Source organism: Thermodesulfovibrio sp. TK110, assembly GCF_054658355.1.
Genome location: NZ_BAAHNB010000001.1, coordinates 90,650 through 104,666 on the forward strand (window position 1 = coordinate 90,650; position 14,017 = coordinate 104,666).

15 protein-coding genes are annotated in these 14,017 nt (G+C 33.8%); 5 read left to right on the top strand and 10 right to left on the bottom strand.

The features are described from left to right. Positions 1-4: 4 nt before the first annotated feature. The 6 genes from actP to ACYQ3X_RS00520 all read right to left on the bottom strand — a co-directional run bounded on the left by actP (position 5) and on the right by ACYQ3X_RS00520 (position 6,407). Positions 5-1,543 carry a cation/acetate symporter ActP gene (actP, locus tag ACYQ3X_RS00495; RefSeq protein ID WP_460179884.1) on the bottom strand — a complete coding sequence of 513 codons (1,539 nt, stop codon included), beginning with the start codon at positions 1,541-1,543 and terminating at the stop codon, positions 5-7. Continuing rightward, positions 1,543-1,839 (bottom strand): DUF485 domain-containing protein, encoded by a 297-nt coding sequence (locus tag ACYQ3X_RS00500; protein WP_460179885.1) that lies wholly within the window; start codon positions 1,837-1,839, stop codon positions 1,543-1,545. Before ACYQ3X_RS00500 ends, actP begins: the two co-directional genes overlap by 1 nt. 15 nt (positions 1,840-1,854) lie before the next feature. Continuing rightward, positions 1,855-2,544 (bottom strand): 3'-5' exonuclease, encoded by a 690-nt coding sequence (locus ACYQ3X_RS00505; RefSeq protein ID WP_460179886.1) that lies wholly within the window; start codon positions 2,542-2,544, stop codon positions 1,855-1,857. 1 nt (position 2,545) lies between these two features. Continuing rightward, the gene (locus ACYQ3X_RS00510; protein WP_460179887.1) at positions 2,546-4,090 is read right to left on the bottom strand and encodes a DUF294 nucleotidyltransferase-like domain-containing protein; all 1,545 of its coding nucleotides are present in this window, start codon (positions 4,088-4,090) and stop codon (positions 2,546-2,548) included. Between the two features lie 99 nt (positions 4,091-4,189). Further along, entirely contained in the window at positions 4,190-4,447 is a 258-nt protein-coding gene (locus ACYQ3X_RS00515; protein WP_460179888.1) for a hypothetical protein, read from the bottom strand. A gap of 121 nt (positions 4,448-4,568) precedes the next feature. Further along, positions 4,569-6,407, bottom strand: coding sequence for a putative nucleotidyltransferase substrate binding domain-containing protein (locus ACYQ3X_RS00520; RefSeq protein WP_460179889.1), 1,839 nt, complete (start codon positions 6,405-6,407; stop codon positions 4,569-4,571). Positions 6,408-6,522: 115 nt separating this feature from the next. On the opposite strand from ACYQ3X_RS00520, the gene ACYQ3X_RS00525 reads away from it, so the two are divergent. From ACYQ3X_RS00525 to ACYQ3X_RS00545, 5 genes are read left to right on the top strand one after another with little or no spacing between them, the layout of a single operon-like run. After that, positions 6,523-7,860 carry a class II fructose-bisphosphate aldolase gene (locus tag ACYQ3X_RS00525; RefSeq protein WP_460179890.1) on the top strand — a complete coding sequence of 446 codons (1,338 nt, stop codon included), beginning with the start codon at positions 6,523-6,525 and terminating at the stop codon, positions 7,858-7,860. Between the two features lie 10 nt (positions 7,861-7,870). Then, complete coding sequence (pfp, locus tag ACYQ3X_RS00530) at positions 7,871-9,106, top strand: diphosphate--fructose-6-phosphate 1-phosphotransferase (RefSeq protein WP_460179891.1); 1,236 nt, start codon at positions 7,871-7,873, stop codon at positions 9,104-9,106. After that, complete coding sequence (locus ACYQ3X_RS00535) at positions 9,093-9,551, top strand: toprim domain-containing protein (protein ID WP_460179892.1); 459 nt, start codon at positions 9,093-9,095, stop codon at positions 9,549-9,551. The genes pfp and ACYQ3X_RS00535 overlap by 14 nt, the downstream gene beginning before the upstream one ends. Continuing rightward, a complete protein-coding gene (locus ACYQ3X_RS00540) occupies positions 9,539-9,877 on the top strand; it encodes a YraN family protein (RefSeq protein WP_460179893.1) in 339 nt (112 codons plus the stop codon). Before ACYQ3X_RS00535 ends, ACYQ3X_RS00540 begins: the two co-directional genes overlap by 13 nt. Positions 9,878-9,918: 41 nt before the next feature. Then, positions 9,919-10,248 (top strand): LA_3696 family protein, encoded by a 330-nt coding sequence (locus tag ACYQ3X_RS00545; RefSeq protein WP_460179894.1) that lies wholly within the window; start codon positions 9,919-9,921, stop codon positions 10,246-10,248. 9 nt (positions 10,249-10,257) lie between these two features. On the opposite strand, the gene ACYQ3X_RS00550 is transcribed toward ACYQ3X_RS00545, so the two are convergent. The 4 genes from ACYQ3X_RS00550 to ACYQ3X_RS00565 are packed head-to-tail and all read right to left on the bottom strand — an operon-like array spanning position 10,258 to position 14,016. Continuing rightward, positions 10,258-11,355: an LptF/LptG family permease gene (locus ACYQ3X_RS00550; protein WP_460179895.1), complete on the bottom strand. Its 1,098-nt coding sequence runs from the start codon at positions 11,353-11,355 to the stop codon at positions 10,258-10,260. Continuing rightward, entirely contained in the window at positions 11,352-12,407 is a 1,056-nt protein-coding gene (locus tag ACYQ3X_RS00555; protein WP_460179896.1) for an LptF/LptG family permease, read from the bottom strand. Before ACYQ3X_RS00555 ends, ACYQ3X_RS00550 begins: the two co-directional genes overlap by 4 nt. Continuing rightward, on the bottom strand, positions 12,407-13,375 hold the full coding sequence (locus tag ACYQ3X_RS00560; protein ID WP_460179897.1) for a KpsF/GutQ family sugar-phosphate isomerase: 969 nt from the start codon (positions 13,373-13,375) through the stop codon (positions 12,407-12,409). The genes ACYQ3X_RS00555 and ACYQ3X_RS00560 overlap by 1 nt, the downstream gene beginning before the upstream one ends. A 41-nt stretch (positions 13,376-13,416) precedes the next feature. Further along, positions 13,417-14,016, bottom strand: coding sequence for a class I SAM-dependent methyltransferase (locus ACYQ3X_RS00565; protein ID WP_460179898.1), 600 nt, complete (start codon positions 14,014-14,016; stop codon positions 13,417-13,419). Position 14,017 lies beyond the last annotated feature (1 nt).

The window sequence follows — 14,017 nt, forward strand, 5'->3', positions numbered from 1 at the left end:
ACATTTATTCTGCTCCAACTCCAATATAAGATCTTATTTTTTCAGATTCAAACTTTGCTTCAGCTTCTTTTTCCTGTGTTAAAAGTGATACTATAATCCCCATAGCAAAAGAAGCAAAGAAAGAAACTATTCCAGGATTTTTCAATGGAAATATTGCCTGAGGATTTTTCAAAATATCCACCCATACAGTGGGACTCAGAATAATCAAAACTACACTCAAAACCAGGCCTGTATAAATGCTCCATACAGCTCCCTGAGTTGTAAACTTTCTCCAGAAAATAGACATAAGCAATGCTGGAAAGTTTGCAGAAGCAGCAACTGCAAATGCTAAACCTACCATGAAGGCTACATTCTGTCCTTTAAAAACTATACCAAGAACTATTGCAAGGATACCAAGACAGAGGGTTGCAATTTTAGCTGCTTTTACTTCCTGTTTTTCATCTGCCTTTCCTCTTCTAATAACTCCAACATAGATGTCATGGGATACTGCTGAAGCTCCAGCTAAGGTTAAACCTGCAACCACTGCAAGAATTGTTGCAAAGGCAACAGCAGCTAAAAATCCAAGAAATATTTCACCGCCAAGCGCTTCTGCTAAAAGTGGAGCTGCCATATTACCACCCTTGTCAATTTTCTTTATGATTTCCTGTCCTACCAAGGCTGCAGCTCCAAAACCGATTGTAAATGTAAGAATATAGAAATAACCAATAAATCCTGTTGCGTAGAATACTGACTTTCTTGCTTCCTTGGCATCTGGAACAGTGTAAAATCTCATAAGTATGTGGGGAAGCCCTGCAGTTCCAAACATTAAGGCAATTCCAAGAGATATAGCATCAAGAGGATTTGTTATCAAACCACCAGGTTGAACAAATTTTTCACCATACTGTGTAGTAACAGTTGAAAAGAGGTCCACATAGTTGAAGCCAAACTTATAAAGGGTTAGTAAAACCAGTAAAGTTGCACCGCCAAGAAGCAGGCATGCTTTTATAATCTGAACCCAGGTGGTTGCAAGCATTCCACCAAAAAGAACATAGGCTATCATCAGGCATCCTACAATTATTATAGCAACTTCATAAGGCAGTCCGAACATAAGTTTTATTAATGAACCTGCTCCAACCATCTGTGCAATAAGATAGAATAGCACAGTTATTAAAGCTCCTGTGGCTGCTGCTGTTCTGATTGGTCTTTGTTTAAGCCTGTAAGCCACAACATCTGCAAAAGTGTATTTGCCAAGATTTCTTAATGGTTCGGCAATGAGAAACATAACAATAGGCCATCCAACAAGCCAGCCTACTGCATAAATTAAGCCATCGTATCCTTTAAGAGAAACCAATCCAGCAATTCCTAAAAAGGATGCTGCAGACATATAATCACCAGCCAGAGCAAGCCCATTCTGTAGTCCTGTAATGCTTCTTCCAGCAGCATAAAACTCTGTTGTCGTTCTTGTTCTTTTAGCTGCCCAGTAGGTAATATAAAGAGTTATTAATACAAACAAAAGAAAGAAAAATATACCGGTTAAAGTTGGCTGTCCTAAAACTGTTTGCATTATACACCTCCTATTTTTTCTTTAATCTCCGTTACTTTTTGGTCATACTTCTTGTTTGACCATGCCACATAAATTCCTGTAAAAATCCATGAGACAATTATCACACCTATACCAATCGGAATTCCTACAGTAACAGGTCCGTAGATTTTCTGACTGAGAAATTCTTTGTTGTAAGCTATAAGCAGAATAAAGCCAAAGTAAACCACCAGTTCAGCCAGAGTAAGCATTAGGGAAATGGCATTCTTACTTCTTACAAGACTTTTGAATTCAGAAGAACTTAAAATTTTTTCCTTCATCTTAAAACCTCCTTCTTAAAATTGAAATGTCTGTTTTTTTTCAACTCCCATATATCCGGATATATTGGGATTCCCTATGTCCATAAGTTCCTGGGTAGTATAAATCTTGATATCTCCAAGTAATGGTATTAGCTTTTGAAAAACCTGAGCAGTGATAAAAGCATCAGCCAGTGCATCATGCAACTCTTTTGGTTCAATTCCAAGTGATAAAGCTACATCTTTTAATGAATTATTATTTATAAAGTTTTCGGGTAATAACCCTTTGTGAATAAGCCATCTATAAATAACAAATGTATCTATTGCCATTGGTTCATAGGTCTGCCTAAGATATCTGTGAATTGCTTTTTTAAGAAATGCTATATCAATTGATACACAATGCCCTACAATTACTGAATTCTTTACAAAAGAAAGATACTCTCTTAGCACTGGAGTTATTTCAGGACATGCTTCCAGTTCTGCTGGTGTAATCTCGTGAACCATTATGCTGTCTTTTTTTACAAACTTGTCTGGTTTTATTGTTCTGTAAAATATTTCACCCATTCTTATTGATTTACCTTTCATTTTTATGCCTCCGATAGCAATAATCGTGTCCCTTAATTCGTTTAGTCCTGTAAGTTCAGTATCCACAACCGCAAACTCTGTTTCAGCAATTGATATTCCTTTATATTCAGGAATTTTTTTCTTTTTTCTAAATATTGAAAGCATTTCAAATAATCATAAGCTTATATCTTTCAATCAAAATATCCTGTAACTTTGATATAAGATGAAATGTATCCTTAAGCAATTTCTTTTCAAGATTGCTGAGAGTCTCTGGATCTATAAAGTTATCTGGCATTATTCCCTGAATTACCTGTTCATACTGATGTTTTATTCTTAAAAGCATGAGAAACTCAAAGGCATAAATAATTTCTTCTGCATAATCTTTAACTACGCCATGCTTATTTTTAAGTGCTTCAATTCTCTCCAGGGTAGAGGTCTCTCTTATTCCTTTTTCAAGACTGAAAAGTCTCACAATATCCACAATTGGAGCAATTCCTTTTATTTTTATGTTAAGTTTGTCTTTATGTTCTCCGCTTTTTTCAACTACAAATGTTTTGAAAAATCCCAGAGGAGGCTTATTTTTTACAGCAAGATTTGCAAGATAACCTAAAAAGATTTTCTGATCTTTAACAGTGTTTAAAAGATAATCTCTCAGAGATTCTTCAAGAGAAAATTCTCCATAAATAGCTCTGAAATCAAAAAATATATTAGAAAGAGTTATTGATTCACCCTTTGGTGTATATATCCATTGAGAAAAGTATTTTTTCCATATTTTAAGAGGCTGACACCATTTTGGATTACTTGCCATAATATCTCCTGGACAGGCTGGAAAACCACATTTAAGAAGGCTATCTTTAATATAATGTGCAAATTCAAGAAAATACTTTCTTATTGATTCTTCTTGTCCTTCTGGAGGATCTGAATAAATTAAAGCATTGTCCTGATCAGTTTTAAATGTCTGCTCCTTTCTGCCTTCAGAACCAAAAACTATCCAGCAATAAGGCACGGGTGGAGGACCGAATTCTCTTTCAGCAAACTGCGCTATTTTTCTAACTATTCTATCATTTATTTCAGTGATAATCCTGGTAATATTACTTGCTTTTGCACCCTGCTGAAGTAAATTACCTACAAGATTGGTTATCTGTTTTGACGTACTAATAATTCCTTCAATACTCTGTTGCATTTCAATATCTCTTACAATTGTTACTGGAGAAAAACCCTGAAGCATCATAATGTCATGATTTGTAATTATTCCGCCAATCTGTCCATTTTTGATTACAAGAAGATGATGGATATTGTATTTAAGCATTCTTACAATTGCTTCAAAACAGTAGTCCTTTGCATCTACGTTAATTATTGGAAAGCTCATTATATTTTTCACAGGTTCATTAACATCTCTTGCAGCTGCAACTACCTTTCTTCTAAGGTCTTTATCTGTTATTATTCCTACTGGAATTCCTTCGGAATTCATTATAACAAGAGAGCTTATTCCATTCTCACACATTATTCTTGCAGCTTCTCTCAAAGGAGTATGCTCAGGCACAGAAATTACATTTTTTGATGCTATTTCTTCTACAGTGGTGGTGAAAAGGATTTTATCAACTGTAGCTGTAAGGGTTTTCTTTGAAGTTTCTTCAGCATATTTTTTATCAAGATATATGTTCATGAAGGATTTTAAATAAAAATCTCTTACCTCAGGATATTTATTCATAAGATTAAGGATTGTATTTTTTGGAATTAAATAACAGATTGTGTCCTCTATTGCAACAACATTCGCACGGGATTTATCTCCACTTATTAAAGATACAAATCAGAAAGAATTACCCTCACTTCTGAAATCAATTGTTATTTCTTCTGTATCAACTTTTCTGTAAACTTTTATCCCGCCTTTTTTTATAATATAAAGGAATTCACTTGGCGAACCATCCTGAATGAGTATATGAGTTCCTTTAGGATAATACTCCATTGAAGTTTTAACAGCTATGGAATTTAGCACTTCTGTATCTAAAAACTCAAAAGGTGGTACAGTTTTTAGAAACTCTATTGTGTCTTCTATTATTTTCACCATACTTTAATGTTTAGCAAAAGAAATGCCAGATAAAAAAATACTAAAATTCAATGAGTTATAAAAGGATGCGATTTTTAGTGTTACGAAAAGTAAAATGCTGATGTGTAGAAAAGTTACAACTTTAAGAAAAATATCTTAAATTGTATTTATCAAAAAGAAGCTTTTGAAATTCTTCAATCTTCTTAAAGGAATCCTTTAAAACTCCTCTTTCAGTTTTTGAAAGGCTGTGGGGAGCAATGTAGTTGTCTGGAGTTTTCCCTTCTCTTATTTTCTTAGCCTGCGATTTTAACCTGAGGCTCATTAAAAATCTATAGGATTCTTCTAAGTCTCTTGAAAATTCTTCTGTGAAGACTCCTTTAGTTTTTAATCTTCTTATTCTTTCAAAGGTATTGGTCTCATTTACTTCGTTATCAAGAGCTAAAACTCTTATCCCTTGGACTATTGGAAAAATTCCATATTTTTTTATATCAATTTCCCCTTTATGTTTTCCTGATTTTTCAACTAAAAAAGTTTTAAAAAAACTCAATGGAGGCTTGAACCTTACTGCTTCAGAGGCAAGAAAAGGAAGGAATGTTTTACTTATCTTTATTTTTTTCTTTATATAATCTCTTAATTCTTCCACAAGGGATTCAGAACCTGCAATACTTCTGAAATCAAAAAATATACTGATATTAAGAACATTTTCTGGTTTGGGATTTTCAATCCACTGGTTTATCTCTTTAAACCATTCTTCTTTGCTTTTTCTCCAGTAAGAATTATTTAGCATGACATTTCCAGGACAGGGTGGGAAGCCTATTTCAAGAAGTAGTTCAATATAAGTTTGGGAGAATTTTTCAAAATACTCTTCTTTTTTATTTTCATAAATTAAAGCATTGTCCTGATCAGTTTTGAGACTTTGTTCTTTTCTTCCTTCTGAGCCAATAACTATAACACTGTATGAAGCAGGTGCTGTGCCAAGAAGATTTTCTGTAATCTGTGCTGCTTTTCTCATAAAATGATCATTTAATTCTGCAATATACTTGCCAACATACTCTGGATCCATTCCACTTAAAACACCTTCAATAATGCTGTCCTGTATAAGTGAGTAAATATAGGCAAGCTCTTCCGCTGATTTTGCTTTATTAATCTCTTTTATGAGGAAAATTATATTCTTACTTTCATATGATATAACTGTTCTGTCATCAAGAACGCCTGAAATAGTGTCACCATTCTTTATTACAAGTTTTCTTATTCCATGCTTTGCCATTGTAAGAAGAGCATTAAAAAGTGGCTCTGATGAAGATACCTCTATTACAGGAAAAGTTGCTATATCTTTTGCTTTTATCTCCTGAGGATTTAAATCTTTTGCAAGAACTTTTTTTATTATATCTCTTTCTGTAATAATACCAACTGTATTGTCAGTTTTAACAAGACAGAAAGTTGAGTCTTTATCTGCCATTAATTTTATTACCTCTTGAAGCATTGTTTCTGAGTCAATAATCACAGGCTCTTTTAGTTTTATGTCCTTCACTCTGACATCAATAAGTCTTTCCATTTGAAAAGAAGTTTTTGTTTGAGGAACTCTGTGAACTCTTTTTGCAAGTTCCTTTGTAAAAAATTTTGCAAATTCATCGTATTTGGTCAAAAGATTAAGAAAAATATCTTTTGGCAGTTCTAATACAACTGTTCTGTCCTCTATAACTCTTGCTGTGGTAACAGGAGGAAGTTCTCCAAGTAGAGAAACATAACCAAAAATATCTCCTTCTTTCAGGTGATATACAAGTTGATTGTTTTTTTCAAGAAAAACTTCACCTTTGTGGATTATATAAAGAAATTTCAATATTTGATTGCCTTCTTTAAAAATTATATCTCCCTTCTGATATTCTCTTTTTAATAAAAATCTGGATAAATTTTTTATTTCTTCATCAGGAAGTTTGTTGAAGGGATAGGTATTTCTTAAAAATTGAATAAGTTCTGCCATAACATTAGTGATATTTTAAAATAAATGAAATTCCTTTGTAAATTTTTCAATTGAAATGCTTCAAGTCTATTTCTAAAAATTAGTATAATATAAAAAAATTTTCAGGAGGTGCATTATGGGATTTGAAAAATTTGTAGAAGCAGTGGAAATTAAAAATGGGAAAATTACAGTAAAAAATAAAGAATCAATTAAAAATTTAATGGATGAACTCATATTTGATGCAGTTTTTGAAGAAGTAGATGATTTAAGAACAAAAAAACTTTCAATAATTAAAGAAATCGCAAAAGAAATGGGAGCAATACCAGCTTCAATTCAGGGATTATATGAGGAAATGGGAAGAGAATTTCCGGGATTTACAGTTCCTGCAATTAACATCAGAGGATTAACATATGATGTAGCAAGAGCAATCTTTAGAAAGGCAAAGGAGAAAAATGTTGGTGCTTTGATATTTGAGATTGCTCGTTCTGAAATAGGTTATACAAAACAGAGACCTCTTGAATACTCAGCCTGTGTTTTAGCTGCTGCTGTAAGAGAAGGCTTTATAGGTCCTGTTTTCCTTCAGGGAGATCACTTCCAGATAGTAAAAAGGCATTTTGAAAAAGACCCTGAAGCTGAAGTTAATTATGTAAAAGGCTTAATAAAAGAGGCAGTTGAAGCAGAGTTTTACAATATAGACATTGACACTTCCACTCTGGTTGACTTAAGCAAAGATTCAGTGTATGAACAACAAAGGCCAAACTTTGAATATACTGCTCAGCTTGCAGAATATGTCCGCAGTCTTCAACCTGAAGGTATTATTATATCAATAGGCGGAGAAATTGGTGAAATTGGCGGTAAAAATAGCACACCTGAAGAAGCAAGAGCTTATCTTGACGGATTTAAGGATGTTTACAAAGGAAACAAAGGACTAAGCAAACTGAGTGTGCAAACTGGAACAAAACATGGTGGAGTAGTGCTTCCTGATGGAAGCATTGCACAGGTAAAGATTGATTTTGAAACTTTAAGAGTTCTTTCCGAACTTGTAAGAAAAGAGTATGGACTAAGCGGATGTGTTCAGCATGGTGCAAGTACACTTCCAGAGGAGGCATTTGATAAATTCCCTGAAACAGGAACTTCAGAAATACATCTTGCAACAGGATTTCAGAATATAATCTATGATAGCAAAGCTTTGCCAGATGATTTCAGGAAAATGATTTATGAATTTCTTAAAAAACAGTTTGCCTCTGAATGGAAGGAGGGACAGACAGAGGAACAGTTTATTTATAGCACGCGTAAAAAAGGATTCGGTCCCTTTAAAAAAGAGTGGTGGAGCCTGCCAAAAGAGGTTAAAGAACCCATTATGAAAGAGCTTGAAGACAGATTTGAATTATTATTTAGCAAGCTAAAGGTTTTCAACACGAAAGATATTGTTAACAGGACTGTAAAAGTTGTCAAACTGCCTGTAAAGATATAGGAGGCATTTTATGGAAACAGTTGGAATTATTGTAGGTGGAGGACCTGCTCCTGGAATAAATGGAACAATAAGTGCTGCAACAATTGAAGCAGTAAATCAGGGTAAAAAAGTTGTGGGAATAAAAGGCGGATTTAAACCTCTTTTTGATGGTGATCTTTCCTGTGCTGTGCCTCTTACTGTTGATGATGTATCAAGAATACATACAAAGGGTGGCTCAATACTGAGGACATCCCGTGAACATGCAGAAAGAGTTAAAGAAAGATTTCCCATTTTAATGAAAACATTGAAAGCTCTTGGAATAAAATATCTTATTACAATTGGTGGAGATGGAACTCTTTTTATGGCAAACTGGATAGAAAGAGAAGCAAGGGGAGAGATAAATGTAGTTCATGTTCCAAAAACAATAGACAATGACCTTCCTCTTCCAGGAGGTGCTTCCACATTTGGATATGAGACAGCAAGGCACTGGGGAGTAGAGATTGTAAAAAACATTATGGAAGATGCAAGGGTTACAGCAAGATGGTATTTTCTCACAATAATGGGAAGATACACAGGACATCTTGCTCTGGGAGTGGGTAAAGCAGCAGGAGCAACACTTACAATAATTCCTGAAGAGTTTTTAGAGGAAAAAATTTCTTTCAAGAAAGTGGCTGATATTCTCACTGGAGCAATAATTAAAAGATTGAGCATGGGAAGAGACCACGGAGTTGCAATTCTTGCAGAAGGTTTATCTGAAAAATTTGATCCTGAAGAACTAAGTGAGTACGAACAGCTTGAGAAAGATGAAACAGGAAGAGTAAGACTCAGTGAGATTCAGCTTGGAAGAATTATGAAAAACTTTGTTAAAAAATCTCTTGAAGAGATGGGGATTAAGCTAACAATTGTTGATAAAAACATAGGTTATGAACTGAGATCAGCAGATCCTATTCCATATGACATAGAATACACAAGAAATCTTGGATATGGTGCGGTTCGCTATTTACTGAGAGGTGGCACAGGAGCTATGATAACCTTTGAAGAAGGACATCTAAGACCCATTCCCTTTGTTGAGCTTATGGATTATAAAACAGGTAAAGTTAAAATAAGAAAGGTTGATATTACATCAGAAAACTATGAAGTTGGAAGAAAATATATGATAAGGCTTGAAAAGGAAGACTTTGAAGGAGAGCGTCTCAAAGCCCTTGCCAGTGTGGTAAAAATGACAGAAGAGGAATTCAGGGGAAGATTTTATCATGTCACTTCATAAAAGGCAGATAAAGAACAAAAAAGAATTTATCCCGCTTGATTGGGAAAGAGCAGAAAAAATAAGAGAAGTTCTTCATTATCTTTATGAGATCAACAAGCTTGTTCCAATCATTGTAGAAGGCAAAAAGGATAAGAAAGCTTTAAGAGACATTGGCTTTGATGGTGAAATAATAACACTGCACAGTGGAAAATCCATATATGAGTTTACTGAAACCATAGCTCAAAAATTTGAAAAGATTGTTTTACTTATTGATTGGGATGAAAAAGGCGAAGAACTTTACTCCAAAGTAGGTGAGAATCTTCAGGGCATGTGGGAAGATTTTGCCTCTATCCGTGAAGTTTTAAAATTGCTATGTCAGAAAGAGATTACAGAAATAGAAGAAATTCCTTCACTTTTTAAGAGAATTGCAGGACATAGCCTTGATGTAAGACAGTGGGAAGAGTAGAGCTTGGTAAAGAAGGAGAGAGACTGGCAGTTGAGTATCTTTTAGCAAGAGGATATAAAATCCTTGAAAGAAATTTTCGCACCCAATTTGGCGAGATAGATATAATAGCAAAGCAGGGCAAATATATTGTTATCATAGAAGTTAAAAGAAGAATCTCGGAGAATTTTGGGAATCCTGAGATGGCAGTGAACTACAGGAAGCAGGAAAGGCTTAAAAAGTTGGCACTTTTTTATCTAAATAAACTGGGCAAAGAATATCCTGTAAGATTTGATGTTATAGCCATAAAAGACAATAAGATTGAGCATATAGAAAATGCTTTTTACTGAAATGTATTGATTTTTTTATTCTGAGTTTGATATTTTTAAACATGCCTGTATTAAGTTTACCAAAATCAGTAAGAGAACGACTCGGAGAAGATGCAGCAGAGGCATTTATTGAATTTTTAAAAGAGTTTGAAAAGGAAATAAAAGATGATCTTGCTACAAGGAAAGATATAAAAGAAGTGGAAGCAAGAATTAGGGAACTGGAAGCAAGAATTAGGGAAGTGGAAGCAAGAATCAAAGAAGTTGAGGCAAATATAGAAGTAAAGCTTGTTCAATTCAAGATAGAAATAATTAAATGGGTAGCAGGATTTTTAATTGCTCAAACTGCCATTCTTACAGGGATTTTTGCAGGCCTAATCAAGTTATTTTTCTGAAAATCAGTTTCACTGTTTTATTGCATAAAAAAGCTTCATTGATACAAATCCAAAAATTAAAGGTGTAATCCAGGGTGAAACAAAAGGTGGTAAAATTTTTGAATACCCTATAAACATAAAAAGCGAATATATAAGCCAGTAAACTATTGTTATAAGCAAACCTATTCCTACAGTTATTATTCCACTGCTTCCTCCTCTGGTTTTTGAAAAAAGAAAACTAAATTTTTCATGAGCACCAAGAGGTAAAGAAATACCAAGCACCATCATGAAAAATATTACAAAGTTGTACGAGAGTCTTCCACTAATATCAGTATCAATTTTGGTATTGCTCAGTCCTACCTTTTTAAGTTCTTTCCTTTTCTGAATAAGTTCTGATATTCCGAATTCCTCAATTTTTTTAATATCTTTAAATGTAGCAACAGATATTTTTAAATTAATCGGATAGTCTATTGTTTCAGATTTTTCAACTTTGCCTGACAGAAAATCATAAATCAGAGCATTTTTAAAAATCCAGTAGTTTTCCATTATTTCTGCCTCCTGAGCATCTATTCTTTTAGTTAAGATATTGTTTTTTATAATAAATGCTCTTACATTCTTTGCCTTTTTTTGCCCTGCTACATATTCTCCAATTTTTATAACAGTTCCATCTTTAGCTCTAAAAAAAATATCCTTTTGTGCAGAACTTTTTCCTTTCATGGTTAATTCTTCAACCATGATATTTAATTTTTTTGTGAATTCTGGTTGAATAAACTCTCCAAATATAAAGCCAAAAATAGCAATAACAATACCTAAAATTAAAAAAGGTTTTAAAATAGCTCTTAATCTTCCGCCAGAAACAGAAAGAATTAAGAACTCCCTGCTTCTTACGCCAATTGAAAATATAAAGAGAGAGGTTACAAGTGTAATAAAAGGTATAAGATAAAAAACATAACGAGGTATGCTATATAGACCGTATTGAATAAAAAAAGTAGCTGAAGGTTTATAGGGCATAAAATCATCTATTTTTTCAATAAGCCCAACAATTGATAGAACAACAGAGATTGAAAAAAGCAGAATTAAAAAAGTTTTTAAAAACTCTTTTATGTAGCTTTTACATACAATATTCATCTTTTAATCCTGAAATAAATAGCAAAAGCTAAAAATCCCATAACTAAAACAGGCATAAGAGAACCAATTTCTGGTGAGGTTTTCCCAGCCTTTGCAACATTTGCTCCATATATCATGAAAATATAATAAACTGCAAATATGGCAAGTCCTACTGTAATTCCTCCAATTCTACCACTTTTGCCGACAATAAGACATAGTGAAGGAGCTAAAAATACACTTATAATACATAAAATGGGTAAAGCCAATCTCTTGTAAAGTTCTAATTTATAATCTATGTTTTTTGACTTTTCAGTAACAATTTTGGAAATGAGCTCAATTAATGAAAGTTCACTGATTTTTTTTGCTATTGGGTCTATATTTGGAGAAAGCTTGAATATATACTCTTTAAAGATTACCTCATTTAAAGAAGAGCCTTTGTTAAAATAGGCTTTTCCCTCTAACAGGCTTAAATTTATGTTGTCTTTTTCCTTTTTAATCAGTCCTTCCTTTGCAATCACTATCTTTGTTTCATTTTTTCTCTCATCAAAAATTATCACTTCTTTTAAATGTAAATTGTCAGGCTTTTCCTTCACAAAAATTGTTATATCCTTAAATCCTTGATTAAAGACTCCTTCCTCCAATCCAAGAGGTGCTCTTTCTGCAAGAATACTTAAAATTTTTTCTCTTACAAGACTGACTCCTGATGGTGCAAGATAGAAGCTCATCAGAGTAGTAATAAAAAATGCTGCTATTCCGATGTATATAGCTGGTTTGAATGTCTTTTTATAGGGCATTCCGCTTACCATGTAGATTGTCATTTCATTATCTGCCTGAGTTCTTCCATAAGTAAGCAAAACACCAAGAAGCAAAGCCATAGGGATTGTGAAAATAAGCAACTGAGGCTGTAAAAGAATTATAAGTAGAACAAGATTTGGCAAATCTATTCCAACAGAGGCAAAGATTTTACTCAGTTTAAACAGTTTTTCAATGATTAAAATAGCATTCAAAAAGGCTATTGAAAGAACAATATTCTGAATAAGCTCTCTGGTTAAAGCTCTATAAATAACTTTCATTAAAAAATGCCTTTTTTAAGAATATCATGAATATGAATTAAGCCTTTAAGTGTGCCATCACTGGCAGGGACAACAAGGCTTGTTATAGAATATTTCTGCATTGTTGAAAGAGCTACTGCTGCGAGCTCTTCTTCATTTATAGTTTTTGGATTTCTGGTCATAATCTCAGAAGCCTTTAATTCAAATAGCTCTTTACCGTATTTCTGAACACCTCTTCGCACATCGCCATCAGTTATAATTCCAAGAATTTTTCTATGTTCATCAACTATTACAACAACGCCAAGTCTTTTTGATGATATCTCCAGAACAGCATCAAGCATTACAGTATCAGGATAAGCAACTGGAAGTTCTTCTGCTGTGTGCATTAAATCTTTAACTTTTGTTAGCATCTTCCTTCCAAGAGAGCCTCCAGGATGAAATACTGCAAAATCCTCTTTTTTAAATCCATTTCGCATTATTAACGCAACTGCAAGAGCATCTCCCATTGCCAGTGTTACTGTTGTTGATGCAGTGGGAATAAAACCGAATGGACAGGCTTCCTCTTTTACTGAGACATCCAGTGTCACATCAGCCTGTCTGGCAAGGGTTGATTGAGGATTTCCTGTAAGAGCAATAATTTTCACATTGAAATATTTAAGATAGGGAATAAGCCTTAAGAGTTCCTCTGTTTCACCACTGTTTGATATAGCAATAACAATATCATCTTCTGTAACCATGCCAAGATCACCGTGGCTTGCTTCAGCAGGATGCATGAAAAATGAAGGAGTTCCAGTGGAAGCAAGAGTGGCTGCTATTTTTCTTCCAACAAGCCCTGACTTGCCCATTCCTGTTACAACAACCCTTCCCTTTGAGTTGTGAATTATCTCAACAGCTTTGAGAAAATCTTCGTTAATTCTGTCCTTTAAATCTTCTAATGATTTTGCTTCAATGGAAAGAACATTCTTTGCTATCTCTATCAAATCTGTCATAAATTTTATTTTAAGTGAGTTGCCAGATTAAATTCAAATAATCAGGATTTATTCAAAATTAAGAACAGATCACCCTCTACAAGATCATCCATAATTTGATACTCAACTGTTAATGCCTTCACAATTTTTTCAAGCTCTTTTATGCTGAAGCAGGTTACATATATATCTTTAAGTTTTGTTTTTTCATTGAGGCATGTAAAAATGAGTCGCTCGGTTGTATGCTGGAAAAGAATTTTTAAACATCTTTGCATAACCTCCTTTACATTCTGCACTGCAAGATTAAATACACCAATTGCAATGGTTAAATCAAAAACCTCTGGTAATGGTTCATTTTCAATATCCATAACATGAAACTCAGCTTCAGGATAGCTTTTTCTTGCGAACTCTATAAGCGATGGATTTATATCTATGCCTACATATCGGCATTTGACTCCCCTTTCCCTTAAAAAGCCGTAAAAATCTCCTTTCCCACAGCCAAAATCAAGCAGTCTTTTGCCCTCAGGCTCAATTAGTTTAAGAACTGTTTCATATCGCAGTAACTGACCTGTACGTGTCCATCCTACTGATTCAGGAGAGTTTTTAAAATGAAGCAGTCTTTTCGTAAAAAAATCAATTACATATTCCTTTGCAAGCTCATCCATT